The sequence below is a fragment of the Pseudomonas sp. BW16M2 genome (assembly GCF_014268865.1).
GTDB classification, from domain to species: domain Bacteria; phylum Pseudomonadota; class Gammaproteobacteria; order Pseudomonadales; family Pseudomonadaceae; genus Aquipseudomonas; species Aquipseudomonas peradeniyensis.
Window position 1 is genome coordinate 1 of record NZ_JABWRI010000033.1, and the last position, 19,730, is coordinate 19,730.

At 65.2% G+C, this 19,730-nt stretch carries 16 protein-coding genes; 11 read left to right on the plus strand and 5 right to left on the minus strand.

Going from position 1 to position 19,730, the window contains the following annotated elements:
- Positions 1-171 precede the first annotated feature (171 nt).
- Positions 172-2,298 carry a methyl-accepting chemotaxis protein gene (locus HU735_RS22655; RefSeq protein WP_186715466.1) on the minus strand — a complete coding sequence of 709 codons (2,127 nt, stop codon included), beginning with the start codon at positions 2,296-2,298 and terminating at the stop codon, positions 172-174.
- Positions 2,299-2,354: 56 nt separating this feature from the next.
- Entirely contained in the window at positions 2,355-3,689 is a 1,335-nt protein-coding gene (locus tag HU735_RS22660; protein WP_186715468.1) for an APC family permease, read from the minus strand.
- A gap of 609 nt (positions 3,690-4,298) precedes the next feature.
- Here HU735_RS22660 and HU735_RS22665 point away from each other — a divergent pair.
- The 8 genes from HU735_RS22665 to nadA all read left to right on the plus strand — a co-directional run bounded on the left by HU735_RS22665 (position 4,299) and on the right by nadA (position 14,461).
- On the plus strand, positions 4,299-5,468 hold the full coding sequence (locus tag HU735_RS22665; protein ID WP_186715470.1) for a sterol desaturase family protein: 1,170 nt from the start codon (positions 4,299-4,301) through the stop codon (positions 5,466-5,468).
- Positions 5,469-5,471: 3 nt separating this feature from the next.
- Entirely contained in the window at positions 5,472-6,779 is a 1,308-nt protein-coding gene (locus tag HU735_RS22670) for an aminotransferase class I/II-fold pyridoxal phosphate-dependent enzyme (RefSeq protein WP_202888878.1), read from the plus strand.
- On the plus strand, positions 6,763-7,950 hold the full coding sequence (locus HU735_RS22675) for a GNAT family N-acetyltransferase (protein ID WP_186715472.1): 1,188 nt from the start codon (positions 6,763-6,765) through the stop codon (positions 7,948-7,950). Before HU735_RS22670 ends, HU735_RS22675 begins: the two co-directional genes overlap by 17 nt.
- The gene (locus HU735_RS22680) at positions 7,940-9,133 is read left to right on the plus strand and encodes a GNAT family N-acetyltransferase (protein ID WP_186715474.1); all 1,194 of its coding nucleotides are present in this window, start codon (positions 7,940-7,942) and stop codon (positions 9,131-9,133) included. The genes HU735_RS22675 and HU735_RS22680 overlap by 11 nt, the downstream gene beginning before the upstream one ends.
- Positions 9,039-10,925 carry a hypothetical protein gene (locus HU735_RS22685; protein ID WP_186715476.1) on the plus strand — a complete coding sequence of 629 codons (1,887 nt, stop codon included), beginning with the start codon at positions 9,039-9,041 and terminating at the stop codon, positions 10,923-10,925. Before HU735_RS22680 ends, HU735_RS22685 begins: the two co-directional genes overlap by 95 nt.
- Positions 10,918-11,550, plus strand: coding sequence for an N-acetyltransferase (locus HU735_RS22690; protein WP_186715478.1), 633 nt, complete (start codon positions 10,918-10,920; stop codon positions 11,548-11,550). Before HU735_RS22685 ends, HU735_RS22690 begins: the two co-directional genes overlap by 8 nt.
- 105 nt (positions 11,551-11,655) lie before the next feature.
- The gene (locus HU735_RS22695) at positions 11,656-13,167 is read left to right on the plus strand and encodes a YdgA family protein (RefSeq protein WP_186715480.1); all 1,512 of its coding nucleotides are present in this window, start codon (positions 11,656-11,658) and stop codon (positions 13,165-13,167) included.
- Positions 13,168-13,402: 235 nt separating this feature from the next.
- Complete coding sequence (nadA, locus tag HU735_RS22700) at positions 13,403-14,461, plus strand: quinolinate synthase NadA (RefSeq protein ID WP_062574878.1); 1,059 nt, start codon at positions 13,403-13,405, stop codon at positions 14,459-14,461.
- A 96-nt stretch (positions 14,462-14,557) separates the two neighbouring features.
- Here nadA and HU735_RS22705 read toward each other — a convergent pair whose 3' ends face one another.
- Entirely contained in the window at positions 14,558-15,994 is a 1,437-nt protein-coding gene (locus tag HU735_RS22705; RefSeq protein ID WP_050704284.1) for a M48 family metalloprotease, read from the minus strand.
- Positions 15,995-16,101: 107 nt separating this feature from the next.
- Here HU735_RS22705 and HU735_RS22710 point away from each other — a divergent pair, with 107 nt between their 5' ends.
- Both HU735_RS22710 and HU735_RS22715 read left to right on the plus strand, forming a co-directional pair.
- Positions 16,102-16,341: a sulfurtransferase TusA family protein gene (locus HU735_RS22710; RefSeq protein ID WP_028692991.1), complete on the plus strand. Its 240-nt coding sequence runs from the start codon at positions 16,102-16,104 to the stop codon at positions 16,339-16,341.
- Between the two features lie 20 nt (positions 16,342-16,361).
- Entirely contained in the window at positions 16,362-17,432 is a 1,071-nt protein-coding gene (locus tag HU735_RS22715; RefSeq protein ID WP_028692992.1) for an AI-2E family transporter, read from the plus strand.
- Positions 17,433-17,534: 102 nt separating this feature from the next.
- Here HU735_RS22715 and HU735_RS22720 read toward each other — a convergent pair whose 3' ends face one another.
- Positions 17,535-18,008 (minus strand): peroxiredoxin, encoded by a 474-nt coding sequence (locus HU735_RS22720; RefSeq protein ID WP_186715482.1) that lies wholly within the window; start codon positions 18,006-18,008, stop codon positions 17,535-17,537.
- A 10-nt stretch (positions 18,009-18,018) separates the two neighbouring features.
- Positions 18,019-18,579: a glycine cleavage system protein R gene (locus tag HU735_RS22725; RefSeq protein ID WP_028692994.1), complete on the minus strand. Its 561-nt coding sequence runs from the start codon at positions 18,577-18,579 to the stop codon at positions 18,019-18,021.
- A 260-nt stretch (positions 18,580-18,839) separates the two neighbouring features.
- On the opposite strand from HU735_RS22725, the gene dapA reads away from it, so the two are divergent.
- Positions 18,840-19,727 carry a 4-hydroxy-tetrahydrodipicolinate synthase gene (dapA, locus tag HU735_RS22730; protein ID WP_028692995.1) on the plus strand — a complete coding sequence of 296 codons (888 nt, stop codon included), beginning with the start codon at positions 18,840-18,842 and terminating at the stop codon, positions 19,725-19,727.
- Positions 19,728-19,730 lie beyond the last annotated feature (3 nt).

Consider the following 19,730-nt stretch of genomic DNA (forward strand, 5'->3'; position numbering starts at 1 on the left):
CCCCAGCGCTTGACGGGCATCCATGCCCGTCACCTCCCTCCGCAAGGCCTGCGTTCGGCCTCCTGAAGTCGCGAAGGTACGGGCGGCGCCTAGGCTGACGCAGCTGTCGCTAGTGGGGAAGGGGTTAACCTTGCGATCAAGATCAAGATCAAGATCAAGATCAACCCACAGCTACACCCGGAACTGCTCCATCAACACCTGCTGCTGGTTGGCCAGGCGGTTCAGCGCCTGGCTGATCCTCGCCGACTCATCGGCCTGTCCGGCCAGCGACTCGGTCACATCACGTATCCCTGCCACGTTGCGGTTGACCTCCTCGGCCACGGCGCTCTGTTCCTCGGCAGCCGAGGCGATCTGCAGGTTCATGTCGGTGATGACCGCCACTGCCTCGCCGATCCGCTGCAGCGCCGGCAGCGTCTGCTCCATCTGCGCGGCGCTGTCCTGAGCCTGGCGCTGGCCGGCGTGCATCGCGCCGACCACGTCCTGGGTGCCTTGCTGCAGCCCCTCGATCACCTGGCGGATCTCCTCCACCGAAACCTGCGTACGCTGGGCCAGGTTGCGCACCTCGTCGGCGACCACCGCGAAACCACGCCCGGCTTCACCAGCGCGGGCGGCCTCGATGGCGGCGTTGAGCGCCAGCAGGTTGGTCTGCTCGGCGATGGCGCGAATCACCTCGAGCACCGAGCCGATCTGCTCGCCGCGGCTTTCCAGGGCGCGTGCCTCTTCCATGGCCGCGTCCATGCCACCGGCCAGCTCGCCGATCGCCTCGCGGGTGGCGGCCACCCGCGCCAGGCCGTCACGGGTCGCCTGGTCAGCGCCGCGAGCGGCTTGGGCCGCCTGGGCGGCATTGTGGGCGACGTCGTGGGCCGTGGCGCTCATCTCGTTGGCGGCGGTGGCCACCTGCTCGATCTCGCGGTGCTGTTGCTGCATGCCGTCACTGGTCTGGCTGGCGATCAGCGCCGACTGGTCGGCCGTACCACGGGCCTCCTGAAGGGAACCCTTGAGCTGGGCGATCACCGGCTGGAGCTTGTCGAGGAAACGGTTGAACCAGCCGGTCAGCTGGCCCAGTTCGTCGTCGCGGGCGTAGTCCAGGCGCCGGGTCAGGTCGCCTTCGCCGCTGGCGATGTCCTTCAGGCGGGCGGCCACGGCCAGGATCGGCCGGGTTACGCCGCGAGCGGTCAGCCACACCAGCAGCAGCCCCAGCACGGCGGCGCCCAGGCCGATCAGCAGGCTGACCAGGTTGGCGCTCTGGTTCTGACTGTCCAGGCGCTGGTTGAGGGCGACGGCGGGAGCCTGCAGCACCTGCTCGGGCAGCTCAAGCAGGACCTGCCACGGCGCCGCGCCGGGGATTGGGGCGAAAGGTCGGGAAATGCGCATGGTGCCATCGTCCAGACGCTCGACCGCCTGGCCGGCGCGCAGCGGGCCGGTCAGCGCGGTGGCGCTGGCGCCGAAGGCCTGCTCCACGGTCTTGCTCAGCTGGTTGGCGTCCTGGCTGTGGCCGGCGAGCAGGCCCGAAGGGCTGACGATGCTGACCTGGCCCTGGCCATCGAACAGCTCCTGGCGGCCAGCCAGGCTCAGTTGCTGCAGGTTGTCCAGGCCGATGTCCAGGCCGACCACGCCCACCACCTTGCCATTTTCCAGCAGCGGCAGGGCGATGCTTGTCATCAGCACCTGGTGACCGTTGACCTCGTCGAAGTACGGGTCGAGCACGCAGGCCTTGGCGGTCTCCAGCGGGCAGGTCAGCCAGCGGTTGTAGGGCGACCCGTTGGCGCCGATGCTGGTGTCGGCGAGCATCGACTCGGGCATTGCCTCCACCTCGAGGTTACCGGTGCCGGGCTGCGACCAGTACAGGGAGAAGCGGCCGCTGTCGTTGCTGCCGTTGTCGACCTGGCCGGCGAAGCGGGCGTCCTGTTGGTCCAGGGCGTTGGGCTGGAACACCAGGTACAGGCCGATCAGGTCGGCGTTGCCGGCCAGGGCGGCGCGCGCCTCGCGGCTGAGGTCGGCGCGCAGGTTGGCGCCGCCACGGGCCTTGAGTGCCTGTACCAGGCGGGCGAAGCCGTTGCCGTACTGGTAGGCGTCCATGAAGTAGCGCTGGATGCGCAGGGCCTGGGTCTCGCCGTGGGCCTGCAGGCGCAGGCGGGCGCTGTGGTCGAGCAGCTCGGTGTTGGCCTGGAACACCTGCTCGGCGCTGCGCCGGGCCTGGGTGAGCGAGGTGGCCACCAGCAGGGCGACGATGGCCAGCAGGCAGAGGCCGGCAAGCAGGGTGATCTTCCACTGGATGGAGAGACGGCGCAGCAACATGGGCTTTTCCTTCTCGGGCAAACAGGACGCCCGCGGTCAGGCGGGCGTCGGCGGGGTCAGTCGGCGATGCAGTTCGGTGGCGCTACCCTGAAGGCCTTGGTCAGCCAGGCCAGGTAGAGCACGCCAAGCAGGGCCCAGACACCGCCGAACAACAACGAGTGTTCGTTCAGGTCCAGCCACAGCGAGACGATGATGCAGAAGCCTATCGTCGGCGCCACCAGATACTTGAGGTTGTTCGTCAGGCCCTTGTTCTGACCCTCGCGGATGTAGCAGTGGTTGATCACCGACAGGTTGACGAAGCTGAACGCCACCAGTGCGCCGAAGTTGATCACCGAGGTGGCGGTGACCAGGTCGAAGAAGATCGCCGACAGCGAGATCAGGCCGACCACGGCAATGTTCAGCACTGGGGTCTTGTAGCGCGGGTGCAGGCGGGCGAACACCCCGGCCGGGATCACGTTGTCGCGGCCCATCACGTACAGCAGGCGCGACACGCTGGTCTGCGAGGCCAGGCCCGAGGCGATGGTGTTGATCACCGTGCAGGCGATGAAGATCGACTGGAACAGCTTGCCGCCGACATACAGGGCGATTTCCGGCAGGGCCGCTTCCTGGTCATGGAAGCGCGCCATGGTCGGGAAGTAGGCCTGGATGAAGTAGGACACGCCGATGAACACCACGCCGCCGATCAGCGCGGTGAGGAAGATCGCTCGTGGGATGGTCTTGCCCGGGTCGCGGGTCTCTTCCGACAGGCAGGTCACCGCGTCGAAGCCCAGGAACGAGAAGCACAGGATGGTCGCGCCGGCGGCCAGGGCGGCGAACTGGGTTTGGTCGTCGGCGAACGGCACCAGGCTCCAGGCGGTGCCCAGCCCCTCGCCGTGGTCCAGGCCACGCCAGCACAGGTAGATGAACACGCCGATGATCGCCACCTGCACGGCGACGAACAGCAGGTTGAAGTGCGCCACCAGGTTGACGCTGCGCATGTTGATCAGGCTGATCAGGGTGACGAAACCGGCCACCCACACCCAGGCCGGTACCTCGGGGAACATCGCCGACAGGTAGAGCTTGGCCAGCAGCGCGTTGACCATGGGCAGCAGCAGGTAGTCCAGCAGCGACGACCAGCCCACCAGGAAGCCCACGTGCGGGTTGATGGCGCGCTGGGTGTAGGTATAGGCCGAGCCCGATTGCGGGAAGCGTCGCACCAGGGTGCCGTAGCTCACGGCGGTGAACAGGATGCCGGCCAGGGCCAGGAGGTAGGCGCTGGGCACATGCCCGGCGGTGATGCCGGAGACGATGCCGAAGGTGTCGAACACGGTCATCGGGGTGAGGTAGGCCAGGCCGATGATCACCACATGCCAGAGACGCAGGGACTTGCGGAACTGGGCGTCAGGCTGCATGACGTGCCTCCTCTGGCGGGCGGACGGAGGTGTGCGGCAAGGACGTGCGGATGGGCTCCATGTTATTCACCATTTGTAGTTGGAGCGGCAGGTAACGCCCGAGGGCGTGGCAGAAGGTACGCGGATCAGCCGATCGAGGGGCCGGGGCGTGGATGGCGGACGTGCACGAGGGGGTGGCGAAGATGATTCGAGGACGGGATCGGCATGATCGGGGCGCTTGCCTGTAGTTGTGGTTTATCGGGCGCGACGCAAAGCGGGAAAAATAAACGACGAAGGGGGTAGGGGTGTCAAGTGAAACACGACAGCATGTCGGGTTTGTGTGAATTTTTATTGAATGACTAGTCGCTATTTTGGTTTTTTCGTCGTTTTTTGAGTGTTTTCCTCGTTATGTGTGTTGATAAAAATTAACGCTTACCTGAAATGTGTTGTGACGAAATACGTCGCGCTTGCGACGGCTGTCATGGATTTTTCCTTTATCCCTTCTAGGGTGATTCGTTCTAGTAAAAGTACTCGCCTGGCGGCCCTGCAACGGGTTGGCCGGGCCGGGCTCCACGGATCAGGAGTCTGCTGGCGCGCCAATCCTGGCACGCCCTGGGCAAGGGAGCTGGCATGGAGAGCGCGGCGTTTCTGGATTACCTGCTGGTGCTGGTACTCGGCTCGATCGTGGTCGAGGGGGCATGGCTGGCCTGGCGCCGGACAGCGGACTGGCACCCGGCCGAGGGACTGGTCAATTTCGTCCTCGGCATCGGCAACCTGGCGGTCGGCGTGCTGTTCGCCGCGACCAGCCTCGGGCTTTATGCTTACCTGCACAGCCACTGGTCACTGGGGCTGGACCTGGGCAGCCCCTGGGCGAACATCGCCTTTGCCTTCCTCGTCTATGACTTCCTGTACTGGGTCAATCACTGGGCCCATCACAAATGCGCGCTGCTCTGGTGCAATCATCTGATCCACCACTGCGGTACGGCCTTCAATCTCACGACCGCCGTGCGCATAGGCTGGCTGGGCAATTTCACCGTCTGGCTGTTCTTTCTGCCCATGGCGGTGCTGGGCATCCCCCTGCAACACTACCTGTTGGTGGTGGCCGCGCAGCTGATCTACCAGTTCTTCATCCATTCGCCACTGATCCCTGAGCTGGGCGTGCTGGAGCGAATCCTGGTCACACCGTCCCAGCATCGGGTCCATCACGCCAGCAACGACCGCTACCTGGACAAGAACTTCGGCTGTTTCCTGGTGATCTGGGACCGCCTGTTCGGTACCTACCAGCGTGAACTGCCGCAGGAACCGGTACGTTACGGGGTGACCACGCCGATCAGCCAGCCGGGCTCGCCTGGCCACCTGAACTTCTTCCTCTATCGGCATTGCCTGCGTTCGGCGCGGGAAGCCAGCGGGTTGCGTGGCAAGTTGCGGGTGCTGTTCGGCAGTCCGGCGCATACCCGGGTCGTCGAGCAACACGCCAGCCTGGGGCAGGGCGCGTTCGCCTGGCCGGACTACCTGCCGGCCTTGTTTCTCGGTTTTTTCCTGGTGACCCAGTACGCCGTCCTGCCGCCGGGGCAGGCGGCCCTGGCGGCGCTCGCATTCCTGTTGGCGGCCAATAGCGCCGGGCACCGCGAGTCCGGCCTGGCGCACCTGCGCTGGCCGTTGTATCTGGGGCTGGCGCTGGCCAGCCTGTTCCTGTGGTGGCAGGCGACCGGCGGAGCCTGGTTGCTGCTGTTGGCAATCCTGAGCTGCTGCCTGCCCCTGCTGGCCGTGCGGCGCAATCCATTGTTGATCAAGGAGTGATTGATGAACCCGACAAGCGCCTTGCGGGGCTCGGCCGACGACGGGGCGCAGCCCCAGCGGCTGGCCCGCGACAACCAGGCCCTGGAAAGCCTGCTCGAACGCCTCGAAAGTCTGGTGGGGCAGGGCTACATGGATGTCATCGGCCGGGTGTTCCATTCGATGCCGACCAAGCATGCCTCGGTCAGCTTCAGCGAGCATGCCAGGGTCCCCGAGCGCCGTGACGTGTTGCACCTGGGGTCGTACAACTACTCCGGGCTCAATGGCCATCCCCGTATCAACGAGGCGGCCATCGACGCCATACGCCATTACGGCACCACCTCCAGCGGCGTGCGCCTGCTCAACGGTACCAGCGAGCTGCACCTGGAGATGGAGCGGCGCCTGGCGGAGTTTCTCGGGGTCGAGGCGGTGATCACCTTCTCGTCGGGGTTCGCCGCCAACCTGGCGGCCCTGGGCACCCTGTGCCGCGAGGGCGACGTGGTGCTCAGCGACATGCTCAATCACCAGTCGATCGTCGATGGCCTGCGTCTGAGCGCGGCGCGGGTAGTGCCTTACCGCCATGCCTCGCTACGCAGCCTGGAGAGCCACCTGCAGCGCCTTCCCGCGCAACAGCGCAAGTTCATTGTCACCGATGGCGTGTTCAGCATGGACGGCGACCTTGCTCCGCTGGACCGGATCGCCGAACTCGCCAGGCGCTACAACGCCTTCCTGGTCGTCGACGATGCCCATGGCACGGGGCACCTGGGGCCCCATGGGCGGGGCACGCCGGCGTTGTTCGGGGTAGCGGGGCAGGTCGATGTGCTGACCGGCAGCCTGAGCAAGGGGTTGCCGGGTGTCGGCGGCTTCATCGCCACTCGCCATGAAACCGCCAGCCTCTTGCGTGCAGGCGCCAACCCTTACATTTTCTCGGCGTCGCTGCCGCCCCCTGTGCTGGCCTCGATCATCGCCGCGCTGGATGTGCTGGAGGCTTCGCCACAGATCATCGAGCAATTGCGCGACAAGACCGAGTACTTTGTCGCGACCCTGCGCGCCCGTGGCTTCGACCTGCTCGACACACGCAGCAGCATCATCCCGCTGATGACCTACGAAGAGCACAAGGCCTACGAGCTGGCCAAGGCCTTGCACCTGCGCGGCGTTTACGTCAATCCGGTGGCTCACCCGGCGGTGAGCCGTTCGCGTGCCCGGGTGCGCATCAACCTCAGTGCCAATTTCACCCGAGAAGAACTCGACTACAGCATCGAGGCCATCACCGACGTTGGCCGGACACTGCGGCTGATCGATGCGCACGGAGCCCGGGATGGCCGTCGTGTTTGAGTGGACCCGGCAACTGAGTGATATCGGACGGAGCGAATGGCAGGCCTGCTTCGGCGCCGGCAGGGTGACCGCCTCGTACGAATTGCAGCAGGCGCTGGAGCGAGCAGGCATCGTCGACAGCTTTCATTACCTCAGGGTGCTGCGTGACGGCCGGTTGGTCGGCATCGTGCCGTGCTTCGTGATGGACTATTCGTTGTCCGACCTCGCGCCGGTGGAGGTTCAGGCCGTGGTGCGGCAGGCGCGCAGGGTGTATGGGCGCTTGCTCAAGGCACGCCTGTTCGTCATCGGCAGCCCGTTGGCGATCTGTTCCGACCTGTTGGGCCTGCCCGGGGTACGGGAGGGGGCCTGGGATCCGGTGCTTGCGATGCTGCATCAGGAACTGCAGGCCAGGGCCGACGCGTTGGGTATCGGTTTCGTCTGCCTCAAGGAGTTCGACCAGGCCCTGCAGCGTCGGCTTTCAGCGGCATTCGGCGAGCACTACCTGCTGTGCCGCAGCCCCGACACCACCTTTGTGAGCACTGCGGCGGTGAATGGCATGGCGTATGTCGACAACATGCTCAGCAAGTACCGCAACGTGTTGAAGAAGCGCCGCAGGACGTTCGACGAAGCGGGTTTGCGCTGGGTGGTCGAAGCGAACTTCGCCGATCATGCAGCACAAATGCATCGGCTCTACCTGAACGTGCTCGAACGCTCCAGCACCCGATTCGAGCGTCTCTCCGAAGCGTTCTTCCGTGAGGTCTGCCACTGCCTTGGCACCCAGGCCTACGCCTTGCTCTGCTTCGATGAGCAGCGTCTGGTGGCGTTCGAGTTGTTCCTCGTGGGCGATGCGTTGCATCCGCTGTACCTGGGCATCGATTACGCCTACCGCGATGCCGGCAGCCTGTATTTCAACTGCCTGTACCGCATCGTCGAGGAGGCCGAGCGTCGTGGCGTGCCGTACATCGAGCTGGGCCAGACCAGCTACGAGGCCAAGTTCAGCATCGGGGCCGTTTCCTCACCGCTGTATTTCTACATCCGCCATCGTCGAGGCTGGGTCAACCGACTGTTGTACCTGCTGCGCGACGGACTGTTCCCGGCGCCGCAGATTCCGGCGCTGCGCAATGTGTTCAAGCACCACGATGCCTACCTGGACAGCCTCAAGGCCCAAGGATTGCTCGACCATGCTGATTGAAACCTACGACCTGGATACCTGGCAGGTGCAGGTTTTCGACAGCATCGACGACCTCGACCAGAGCCTGTGGGACAGCACCCTGGCCTTCCATCATCCGTTTCGCAGCCACGCGTTCATGCAAGTGGTCGAGGCTTGTTTCCACGATCGTGACTACCGCTACCTGGTGGCGCGCCGGCCTGGATCGGCGCAAGTCGCCGGGATGCTGTTCGTCACCCAGCAGGACCTGGACCTGATGGCCGAAGCGCCAGCCTGGTTGCGCCGTGGCGTTGGCCCGCTGCGGCGGCTGGTGCCGCGGATCGGCATGCTGCGGGTGGCCATGCTGGGCTGTTTCGAAACGGCAGGGCAGCACTGGTGGGTAGCGCCGGAGCATGACCAGGACGAACTGTTCGCGCTGCTGGTGACCAGTGCCGAACGGGCGCTGCCGCGGGCCCGGGTGCACGTGGTGCGTGACCTGGACCGCGAGAACGCCAGTCATGCCGCATTCGACGGCCTGCTGCACAGGCGCGGCTTTCGTCATTGCCACAACTACCCCCTGGCGCTCATCCACCTGCACGGCCTGGACTGGGCAGGGCATTACGCCCGGCTCAAGGCCAACAGCCGCAAGATCCTCAAGAAGGCACTGAGCAGTTTCGAAACCTCCGGTTACCGGGTGCTTCACCATGAGGGCGAGGTGCCCGGCCTTGAGCGGCTGTACGAGCTGTATGTGTGTACACACCGGCATGCGACCGAGTACCAGCGCGAGCAATTGCCACTGGCTTTCCTTCAGCGCCTGCAAGGCAGTGACCAGGCCGTGTTCTCGGTGTTGCTTGATCCGCATGACCGGGCCGTGGCGTTCGTGCTCAGCGGTGTGGGCGAGCGGGTCATCAACCCGTTCCTGTTCGGCCGTGACTATGCCGTGGACCTGCCGGTTAACGCCTACTATGTGCTGCACATCGACCTGTTGCGCCGGTTTGCCTCGCCGGCCACGGAGCGGGTCGACCTCGGCATCACCAACTATTTCGTCAAGCAGAACCTCGGCTCGCAGCTCAGCGGCAGCGGCCTGTACCTGAAGCTGAAGAACCCCGTCCTGAACAGGATCCTAGGACCTCATGTCGCAGAAATGTTCGATATCAAGCAGCCCAGCCAGCGCCGCGTCTTCCGCGCCGCCGCCCAGTCAGAAGCGGAACCGGCAGGCCCTGCGTGACGACTTCACGGCCAGGTCGAGCCGTCATCGGCAACAGGTCGTCCGGCTGTCGGCACGCCTGCGCAAGACCGAGTGGGCGCGCCTGCTGGTGTTCCTGGCCATGCCCACCCTGGCCTGGCATGGCTATGAGAACGGCTTCGCGCCGTGGCTGTGGTTGGCCTTCGGCGGTTGCCTGGCGCTGTTCGTGGCGCTGGTCCGGCGTCATGCCGGTCTGCGCGAGCGTATCGCCCACCAACAGCACCGGGACACGCTCAATCAGTGGGCCCTGGCGCGGCTGGACCGGCGTTTCGACGACCTGCCCGCGTGTCCAACCAGCCTGCGTCCACTGTTCGACAAGCAGGACCTGGACATCAACCTGTTTGGCCCGGCATCGCTGGGCCAGCTGTTGTTCAGCCAGTCCACCAGCCTGGGCGACGAACGCATCGCCGCCTGGCTGACCCTGCCGGCCACCACGGCTCAGCTGGCCGAGCGCCAGGCGGCCATTGCCGAGTTGGCCGAGCGCCGGAGCCTGCGTCAGGTCCTGGCGGCTCACGCGCTGCAGATCAATGCGCGTGGCTACGGGCTGGGGCGGCTGGCCGCATGGGTGGTTCGGGTGGATGCCGGGGTGTTCCCGCCGGCGCAGGTCGTGCTGGGATTGCTTGCCACGCTCGCCAGCCTGGGTGGCGTCGTGGCGGTGCTGGCCGGCGTGGTGCCGCCGTTGGCGTTGCTGGCCTGCATCGTGGTCAATCTGATGTTCTACGGCTGGCGGGCCAAGGCCTGGCACAAGGTGTTCGACGGTGCGGACGATACCGCCGATGCGCTTGGCGGCTTGTCGGACTGGTTGGCCCTGGCCGTTACGCAGCGCTTCGACAGCGCGGGTCTGAGCCGCCAGGTGGCGCGCCTGCAGGCCGATGGCCGGGCACCGGCAGCGGCGATTCGCCAGCTTGACGGCATCCTCGGCTACGCCCGGCTGCGGCACAACCCGACCGTCAGCGTGTTCGCCCAGGCCCTGCTGCTCTGGGACTTCCATTGCGCCCGTGCCCTGGCCCGCTGGAAGCGCGAGCAATGTCGTCGCTTGCCCGAGTGGCTGGAGGTGGTCGCCGAGCTGGAGGCCCTGGCGGCCTTTGCCGGATTGGCGGACGAGAACCCGGGCTGGTGTCGGGCCGAAGCCATCGGCGAGGCCGAAATTCATGCCGAGGCGGCCAGTCATCCGTTGATTCACCCGGAGCGGGCGGTCGCCAACCCGATCGATCTGGTACCGGGGCGGGTCACGGTGATAACGGGCTCCAACATGTCGGGCAAGACCACCTACATGCGTACCGTGGCCCTCAATCTGCGCCTGGCACAGGCCGGCTCGGTGGTGGCGGCGCGGCATTTCGCTTTCGGGCGGATGCGCATGGTCTCGTCGATCTCGGTCAGCGACTCGCTGGAACAGGGGTTGTCGTACTTCATGAGCGAGGTCATGCAGGTCAAGGCGGTGATCGACACCGTGCGCCAGGCAGCGGAGCCGGTGCTGTACCTGCTCGACGAGCTGCTCAAGGGCACCAACGAGAAGGAGCGCAACCTGGCGATCATCGAGATCCTGCGCGCCCTCTGCGCCCATAAGGCACTGGGCATGCTCACCACCCACAACGTGGCGCTGGCCACCGCGCCTGAACTCCAGGGGCTGGGCCGCAACATCTACTTCGAAGAAGGTTTCGAAGAGGGCGAGGCACAGGCGCTGCGCTTCAACTATCAGCTGCGCCACGGCATTTCGCGCAACACCAACGCCATCCGCCTGCTGCGCAGCATGGGAGTGCTCAAGGGTGACTGACACACTGGACATGGGCGGGCAGCTCGCCGATGCCGGGCATGTCGGCCAGGTCGTGCCGCTGGTCGCCAGCATCGCGCCGCAACCCCTGGCGTTCATCTACGGGACACGCCATCTGGAGCCTTACCTGGCGCACGCCTTTGCCCGCAACCTGGGTTGGTTTGGCCATGCCCGGCATCGGGTGCTGGTGCAGGCAGGGGAGTGCCAAGGGGTTGTGGCTACGCTTGGTGCCCGCGAAAAGACCCGTTTCGACCTGGCCCTGCTCACCTCGATACTGCGTTTCTATCCGGGGTTGTCCGGGTTGCGGGTGATCCGCCGCCTGCAGCGGTCGGTGGCGCGCCATCCGCGGCCTGGTCACGATGCGTTGTGGCTGTACAACCTGGCCGTGGCGCCACAGGCGCGCGGGCGGGGGTTTGGCACGCGGCTGCTGCGAGGCGCCATCGCCCGGGCACGGGCGGCGGGGCATGGGCGCCTGCAACTGGATGTGGACGCCGACAACCAGCTGGCGCAGCGCTTGTACCGGGCCCATGGTTTCCAGGTTGACAGCGAGATACCGGGGGTGTGTTGCGACGGTTTTCTGTTCGCCGACCAGTTGCGCATGAGCCTGGACCTGGGCGACCGCGGATAACGATGCGAAAACTTGCGTCTCACGCCGGGCCGGTCAGTGCTAATCTTGCATACCCCCATTCGAGGGGGCCTATCAGCCCTATATGGACAGCAATCGGTTCTATTCATGAAGAAATCAGTAGGCATCCTTTCCGGTCTGGCCGTGGCCATCGCCGTCGCAACCACCGCTGGCGCCTGGTACACCGGCAAGCAGTTGCCCGCGGAGCTGGAGCGCTCCGTTGCCCGCGGCAACGAAGAGCTGAAGAAAGCCCTGGCCGGCAACGGCGGCAGCATGACCATCGAGCTGGTCTCGCTGGACCAGCACTTCTTCACCAGCACCGCGCACTACCGCCTGAAGGCCGAGAACGTGCAGGTCGGCGAAGCCGAGGCACTGAACTTCCAGGTGGGCGTGACCGACCAGATCGAGCACGGTCCGTTCCCCTGGTCGCGGGTCAAGGCCTTCAAGCTGATGCCGGTCATGGCCACCAGCAACAGCGCGCTGGACAAGGATGACTTCACCACCGGCTGGTTCACCGCCGCTGGCGACAAGGCGCCGGTCACCGCCCAGGTCAGCCTTGGCTACGACGGCAGCGTTGACAGCGATATCCGCCTGGCGCCGGTCACGCTCAAGGAAGACGGCGGCAATGTCCTGGACTTCTCCGGCCTGCAGCTCAAGCTGCGCGGCGACCGCGAAGGCAAGGCGGTGGAGATCCACAGCAGCGCCGAGCGCCTCGAGCTGAACTTCGTCGACGAGCAGCAGGCGCCGGTGAAGATCCTGCTCAACGGTTTCAAGGCCGGTGGCAAGCTCACTGAGACCGCCCACGACATGGTTTATGTCGGCAACTTCGACCTGGCCCTGGCCGACACCCAGGTGACCTTCGGGCCGAAGCAGGAAGTGCTGGTGCTCAAGGGGCTGCAGCAGAACAACCTGTACAACGCCGAGGGCGAGGCCAAGGACAAACTGGCCGGGCGCCTGGAGTACAAGGTCGACGACATCAGCTACGCCGGCCGCAAGGTGGGCAGCGCGGAAATGGTCCTGACCATGAAGTCCATCGACATTCCGGCCATGCAGGCGTTGATGGAGTGGTACCAGACCCAGTTGCCGCAGATGCAGCAGGCCGCCGCCGATGGTGAAGCGCCGTCGCTGGAGATGACCCCGGAGGAACAGGCCAAGGTCCAGGGCGACCTGCAGAAGCTGCTGGTGGCCAAGCCGCAGGTGGCGGTGGAGAAGCTGGCGTTCAAGACCGCCAATGGCGAGAGCCACTTCAACCTGGCGATGGACTTTGCCAGCCCGAGCTCGTTCGACCTGCCGCCTGACCAGTTGGGCAAGCAGCTGCTGACGCAACTGAAGGCCAAACTCAGCGTTTCCAAGCCGATGGTCGCCGACTTGGCCACCTTGCAGGCGCTGCTCGCGGGCGAGACCGATGCCCAGACCATCGCCCAGCAGTCCAGCCAGGCCGGTGAAATGGTCGGCATGATGGCGCTGCAGAGCGGCATGGCCACGGTGCAGGGCAGCGACGTGGTGTCGAGCCTGCAATACGCCGACGGCATGGTCGACTTCAACGGCAAGAAGATGACTGTCGAAGAGTTCGCCATGCTGATCAGCGGCCACCTGGCGGCACTCCAGCCGCAGGGCTGATCCCTCAGGCAGACCCGCTCCCGTCGTCTTCGTGGGAGCGGGCTTGCCCCGCGATTGTCTCGCCCCGCAAAAACCCCTTTTGCATCCCTCCGATTGCCTGTAGCCTTCGCGTCCGATAAGAATCCGCGCCCGCAGAGGGGCCGAGACGCTGGCCGTCCGGCACCAATAGCCGATCTGCCAGGGCCGGGTGATACACTCGACTGACGCGCTCTAGCGCCCCGCAGGTCCAGCGATCATGACCCAGATTTCCGAACGCCTGTTGGTCCAGGCCCACCTCGATGCCAAGCAGCCCAACCCGCTGACGCCCGCGCAGGAGGCCGAATACCGTGCGGCCATCGCCGCCGAGCTGAAAAAGCAGAACGCCGTGCTGGTGGCCCACTACTATTGCGACCCGGTGATCCAGGCCCTGGCCGAGGAAACCGGTGGCTGCGTGTCCGACTCGCTGGAGATGGCGCGCTTCGGCAAGAACCATCCGGCCGAGACCGTGGTGGTGGCGGGTGTGCGTTTCATGGGCGAAACCGCGAAGATCCTCACCCCGGAAAAACGCGTGCTGATGCCCACCCTGGAGGCGACCTGCTCCCTCGACCTGGGATGCCCGGTAGAGGCGTTCTCGGCGTTCTGCGACCAGCATCCCGAGCGCACCGTGGTGGTCTATGCCAACACCTCCGCCGCGGTGAAGGCCCGTGCCGACTGGGTGGTGACCTCCAGCTGCGCGTTGGAGATCGTCGAAAGCCTGATGGACAACGGCGAGACCATCATCTGGGGTCCTGACCAGCATCTGGGCCGCTACATCCAGAAGCAGACAGGTGCCGACATGTTGCTGTGGGACGGTGCCTGCATCGTTCACGAAGAGTTCAAGTCGCGCCAGCTGGCCGACATGAAAGCGCTGTACCCGGACGCGGCGATCCTGGTTCACCCGGAGTCGCCGGAAGCGGTGATCGAGCTGGCCGACGCGGTGGGCTCCACCAGCCAGCTGATCAAGGCGGCGCAGACCCTGCCGAACAAGACTTTCATCGTCGCCACCGACCGCGGCATCTTCTACAAGATGCAGCAACTGTGCCCGGACAAGGAATTCGTCGAGGCGCCGACCGCCGGCAACGGCGCGGCCTGCCGCAGCTGCGCGCACTGCCCGTGGATGGCGATGAACACCTTGGAGCGCACGCTGGACTGCCTGCGCAAGGGTAGCAACGAAATCTTCGTCGAGCCTGCGCTGATTCCCAAAGCGATCAAGCCGCTGAACCGCATGCTCGATTTCACCCAGGCGGCGCGGTTGAAGTTGTCGGGTAACGCCTGAGCGGGTCCTGAAAGCATCGCGGGGCAAACCCGCTCCCACGCCAGATGACTTGAAGCGTGGGAGCGGGCTTGCCCCGCGATGCTTTCAGGCTATGTATCAGCGCCCCATCATCTCCTTGACCATTCGCTGCTGTTCCATGATCTCGCGCTGGCGCTGGTCGATCTGCGAGGCCAGCGGGAAGTTGCTGCCCGAGCGGCGCTTGGCGTAGTCGAGCTGCTGGATCGCTTGGTCGAAATCACCGACCAGGGTGAAGTATTCGGCGCGGGCGCGGTGCAGGCCGATGGTGTTGCCCGACAGCCCGCGCACTTCGGCGACGTCGTACCACACGTCCGGGTCATCCGGGCGGTTCTTGACCAGGTCGTCCAGCACCTTCTCCGCCTCGGCCGGCTTGTTCTGCTTGATCAGCAGGTCGGCGCGCACCTGTTTCAACGGATAGTTGGCCGGGTACAGCGCCTGCATGCGTTGGGCGCGTTGCTGGGCATCGGCCAGGCGGTTGTTGGTGATGTCCAGGTCGATCTGCGCGAGGTTGTAGGTAATGTCGTTGGGCGCCTTGGCCAGTAGTGGCTTGAGGTTCTCCCGCGCTTCGTTGAGCTGGCCACCCTTGATCTGCGCCAGCGCCAGGCCATAGCGCGCGGCGTCCATCTGTGGATTCTCGTCGAGCTGGGCGCGGAAGCGCTTGGCGGCCAGGCCCGGGGTGCCTTCATAGGTGAGCTGTACCCGTGCACGAATCAGCTGGTAACGCAGGCTGTCCTCGACGCCCCCCTTGGGCGCCTGCTCGGCACGGTTACGGGTATCGGCTACCCGCGACTCGGTCACCGGGTGGGTAAGGAGGAATTCCGGCGGCTTGGCGTCATAGCGGTACTGGCGCGCCAGGCGTTCGAACATGCTGGGCATGTTGCGTGGGTCGTAACCGGCTTTTTCCAGATTCAGGATACCGATACGGTCGGCTTCCTGTTCGTTCTGCCGGGAGAAGCGTCGCTGCTCCTGGATCGCCGCCGCCTGGGTGCCGGCAATCACACCGATGCCGGCATCGCCACCACCGCCGGCGGCCAGGACGATACCTGCAAGCAGCGCGGCCATCATGGGCAACTGCATGCGCTGCTGGGCTTCGACGCCACGAGCGAAGTGGCGCTGCGACAAGTGCGCCAGTTCGTGGGCCAGGACCGAGGCGTACTCGCCTTCGGTCTGTGCATTGAGGAACAGGCCGCCGTTGACCCCGACAATGCCACCAGGCGCGGCAAAGGCGTTGAGTTCCTTGCTGTCGATGAGGATGAACTCCAGGCGCCGGTCCTGCAGTTGGCTGGTCTCTGCCAACTTGTACACGCTGGTTTCGACGAAGTCCTTGAGCTGCGGGTCGTTCAGCTGGTTGACCTGGCCGCGCAACAGGCTCAGCCAGGCGCGACCGAGCTGGTGTTCCTGTTGCGGCGAGACGATCGCGGAGCTGGCGTCGCCCAGTGACGGCAGGTCGTCGGCGTGGCCGGGAAGGGCCATCAGGCAGGCCAGCGTCAACAGGGTAGGGCGCAGTAGATTCATGCAGAAGCTCGCGTCGATGAAAAGCCTTACTGTAGCCGGGTCGCGCGATGCCGACCAGTGGCGGTATCCTACCAGACCTTTCTGTTCATACCCCGGAGACGCGCCCGATGAGTGACACCCCGACCAGCGACGCCGAGCTCGACGCCAGCGGGCTGAACTGCCCGCTGCCGCTGCTCAAGGCCAAGATGGAACTCAATCGCCTGGCCAGTGGCGCGGTGCTCAAGGTGATCGCCACCGACGGCGGCTCCCAGCGCGACTTCCGCACTTTTGCCCAGTTGGCCGGTCATACGCTGCTGCACGAAACGGCCGAGGCCGGCGTGTACACCTACTGGCTGCGCAAGGCCTGAGTCTTTCCCAAGGATCGTCAATGTTCAAAGTGCTTCGCGACTGGATGCAGCGCTACTTCTCCGACGAGGAGGCAGTGGTGCTGGCGGTCCTGCTGTTCCTGGCCTTCACCGTGGTGCTGACCCTGGGCGGCATGCTCGCGCCGGTGCTGGCGGGCATGGTCCTGGCGTTCCTCATGCAGGGCCTGGTCAATGCCCTGGAGCGCTTGAAGGTACCCTCCAGGCTAGCGGTCTGGCTGGTGTTCGCCCTGTTCATGGGGGCGCTGGCGGTGTTCATGCTGGTGCTGGTGCCGCTGCTCTGGCATCAGCTGATCACCCTGTTCAACGAACTGCCGGGTATGCTCGGCAAGTGGCAGTCGCTGTTGCTGCTGCTGCCCGAGCGCTATCCGCACCTGGTGTCGGACGAGCAGGTGCTGCGCGCCATCGAATCGGTGCGCGGCGAGATCGGCAAGTTCGGCCAGTGGGCGCTGACCTTCTCGCTGTCGAGCCTGCCGTTGCTGGTCAATGCGATGATCTACCTGGTGCTGGTGCCGATCCTGGTGTTCTTCTTCCTCAAGGACCGCGAGCTGATCGGGCGCTGGGTCAGCGGCTACCTGCCGCGTGAGCGTACGCTGCTCAACCGGGTGGGCGACGAGATGAACCGGCAGATCGCCAACTACATTCGCGGCAAGGGTATCGAGATCCTGATCTGCGGGATTGCCACCTATATCGCGTTCATCAGCCTGGGCCTCAACTATGCCGCCTTGCTGGCGCTGCTGGTGGGCCTGTCGGTGGTGGTGCCGTATGTCGGCGCGGTGGTGGTGACGGTGCCGGTGACGCTGATCGCGCTGTTCCAGTGGGGCTGGGGCGACCAGTTCATCTACCTGATGGCGGTGTACGCGATCATCCAGGCGCTCGATGGCAACGTGCTGGTGCCGCTGCTGTTCTCCGAGGCGGTGAGCCTGCACCCGGTGGCGATCATCTGCGCGGTGCTGCTGTTCGGCGGGCTGTGGGGGTTCTGGGGGATCTTCTTCGCGATCCCGCTGGCGACGCTGTTCAAGGCGGTGCTGGATGCGTGGCCGCGGCAGGACAGGTCTGTGGCGCCGATGCTGTAGCCTTTTGGGTCTGAGGCGGGCTGTCGTGGGAGCGGGCTTGCCCCGCGATTGAGTTCTATCGCGGGGCAAGCCCGCTCCCACGTCGGTGGTCCGGCGTCAGGCTCACGCCTTGCTCAGGGCCTGGGCTGCCGCCAACACCGCATCCACATGCCCTGGCACCTTCACCCCACGCCATTCCTGGCGCAGCACTCCGTCCTTGTCGATCAGGAAGGTGCTGCGGTCCACACCCATGTATTCCTTGCCATACAGCTTCTTCAGCTTGATCACGTCGAACAGCTGGCACAGCGCCTCGTCCTTGTCGCTGATCAGCTCGAAGGGAAACGCCTGCTTGGCCTTGAAGTTCTCGTGCGACTTGATGCCGTCGCGCGACACGCCGAACACCACGGTGTTGGCGGCCTGGAACGCCGCGTATTGGTCGCGGAAGCCCTGGCCCTCGGTGGTGCAGCCCGGGGTGCTGTCCTTGGGATAGAAGTACAGCACCACCTGCTGGCCCTTCAGGTTAGCAAGGCTGACGGTCTGGCCGCTGGTGGCCTGGACCTGGAAATCGGCGACGGGTTGGTCGAGTGCTACGGCCATGGGAGCTTCCTTACATGGGGTTCTGTGGGCGCCACGGTTCGATCAGCGCGTCCAGGTTCAGGGCGTCGGCGAAGTCGAGGAACTGGTCACGCAGCCAGCTGATCTGGGTGCCGGCCGGCAGGATCACAGTGAACTGGGCGTTGAGCATGCTGCTGCCGGTTTGCGGCGCGAGGTAGGTGTCGCAGGTCATCGCTTCGAGCTCGACGCGGTGGTCGAGGAAGAACTGGCACAGCTCGTTGATGATGTCCGGGCGATAGGCGGCGCTGACGTAGGCTACATAAGGCAGGGCCTGCGGGCGCACTTCCTGGTCGGCGCTGCGCACCACGTCCAGGGTCAGGCCGTGCTTCTTGCCCAGGCCCGGCAGGGTGGCTTCGAGGCGGGCCAGGGCATCCCAGCTGCCGCCGACCTGCAGCACCAGGGCGCTGGTCTCGCCGTGGCGCGACAGACGCGAGGTGACCACCGCGCAGCGGTTGTCGAAGGCCGCGCGGCTGAGAACGTTGGCCAGTTCCATGGGGTTGGGGCCCAGGGCGCTGATGACGAGAAATTGTTCGCGAACGGTGGGGGTGGACATGCAGCATTCCTAAAGCGATGAGCGGTCGGTGCAGGACGGGGGCAAGCCTCCTGCATCAGCAGGGCCCGGGCCGGTTTTGGCGGCTGTGGACGCAGGCCGGTAGCACTGTCGACGGCCCGGCGGGCCGTGCTGCACCGATCAAAGGATCAAGGGTAGCGAAAAGCGGCGCGAAGGGGAATGCTCCGCCCGCCTGCTTCGCTTGTGCAAGGCCGATGGCGCCAGTACCATTACCGCTCTCTTTTTCCGGCAGGAGCAGTTACATGATTGCGGGCAGTATGGTGGCATTGGTCACTCCCATGGATGCACAAGGGCGTCTGGACTGGGACAGCCTCGACAAGCTTGTAGACTTCCACCTGGAAAACGGCACCCACGCGATCGTAGCTGTCGGCACCACCGGCGAGTCCGCCACGCTGGATGTCGAAGAGCACATCCTGGTCATCAAGCACGTGGTCGAGCGGGTCAAGCACAGCAACAAGCGGATTCCGGTGATCGCCGGTACCGGTGCCAACTCCACTGCCGAAGCCGTGCACCTGACCAAGAACGCCAAAAATGCCGGCGCCGACGCCTGCCTGCTGGTGGTCCCGTACTACAACAAGCCGACCCAGGAAGGCCTGTACCAGCACTTCAAGCACATCGCCGAAGCCGTCGATATCCCGCAGATCCTCTACAACGTGCCCGGCCGCACCTCCTGCGACATGCAGGCCGACACCGTGATCCGCCTGTCGAAGGTCAAGAACATCATCGGCATCAAGGAAGCCACCGGCGACCTGGTCCGTGCCAAGGCCATCCTGGACGGCGTCGACAAGGACTTCATCGTCCTGTCCGGCGACGATCCGACCGCCGTCGAGCTGATCCTGATGGGCGGCAAGGGCAACATCTCCGTCACGGCCAACGTCGCCCCGCGCGAAATGGCCGACCTGTGCGAGGCCGCCCTTGAGGGCAATGCCGAGAAGGCCCGCGCGATCAACGAAAAACTCATGCCGCTGCACAAAGACCTGTTCTGCGAAGCCAACCCGATTCCGGTGAAGTGGGCGCTGGTGGAAATGGGCCTGATGCAGCAGGGCATTCGCCTGCCACTGACCTGGCTGAGCGAAGGTTGTCACGAAAAAGTCCGTACTGCCTTGCGCCAGTCCGGCGTACTGGTTTAATCG

What these genes read in the sequence shown, in the direction of transcription:
- HU735_RS22715 (WP_028692992.1), top strand. Translation starts at nt 16,362, where the DNA reads ATGTTCAAAGTGCTTCGCGACTGGATGCAGCGCTACTTCTCCGACGAG.
- nadA (WP_062574878.1), top strand. Translation starts at nt 13,403, where the DNA reads ATGACCCAGATTTCCGAACGCCTGTTGGTCCAGGCCCACCTCGATGCC.
- HU735_RS22705 (WP_050704284.1), bottom strand. Translation starts at nt 15,994, where the DNA reads ATGAATCTACTGCGCCCTACCCTGTTGACGCTGGCCTGCCTGATGGCC.
- HU735_RS22725 (WP_028692994.1), bottom strand. Translation starts at nt 18,579, where the DNA reads ATGTCCACCCCCACCGTTCGCGAACAATTTCTCGTCATCAGCGCCCTG.
- HU735_RS22695 (WP_186715480.1), top strand. Translation starts at nt 11,656, where the DNA reads ATGAAGAAATCAGTAGGCATCCTTTCCGGTCTGGCCGTGGCCATCGCC.
- HU735_RS22675 (WP_186715472.1), top strand. Translation starts at nt 6,763, where the DNA reads ATGGCCGTCGTGTTTGAGTGGACCCGGCAACTGAGTGATATCGGACGG.
- HU735_RS22680 (WP_186715474.1), top strand. Translation starts at nt 7,940, where the DNA reads ATGCTGATTGAAACCTACGACCTGGATACCTGGCAGGTGCAGGTTTTC.
- HU735_RS22710 (WP_028692991.1), top strand. Translation starts at nt 16,102, where the DNA reads ATGAGTGACACCCCGACCAGCGACGCCGAGCTCGACGCCAGCGGGCTG.
- HU735_RS22665 (WP_186715470.1), top strand. Translation starts at nt 4,299, where the DNA reads ATGGAGAGCGCGGCGTTTCTGGATTACCTGCTGGTGCTGGTACTCGGC.
- HU735_RS22685 (WP_186715476.1), top strand. Translation starts at nt 9,039, where the DNA reads ATGTCGCAGAAATGTTCGATATCAAGCAGCCCAGCCAGCGCCGCGTCT.
- dapA (WP_028692995.1), top strand. Translation starts at nt 18,840, where the DNA reads ATGATTGCGGGCAGTATGGTGGCATTGGTCACTCCCATGGATGCACAA.
- HU735_RS22720 (WP_186715482.1), bottom strand. Translation starts at nt 18,008, where the DNA reads ATGGCCGTAGCACTCGACCAACCCGTCGCCGATTTCCAGGTCCAGGCC.
- HU735_RS22655 (WP_186715466.1), bottom strand. Translation starts at nt 2,298, where the DNA reads ATGTTGCTGCGCCGTCTCTCCATCCAGTGGAAGATCACCCTGCTTGCC.
- HU735_RS22660 (WP_186715468.1), bottom strand. Translation starts at nt 3,689, where the DNA reads ATGCAGCCTGACGCCCAGTTCCGCAAGTCCCTGCGTCTCTGGCATGTG.
- HU735_RS22670 (WP_202888878.1), top strand. Translation starts at nt 5,472, where the DNA reads ATGAACCCGACAAGCGCCTTGCGGGGCTCGGCCGACGACGGGGCGCAG.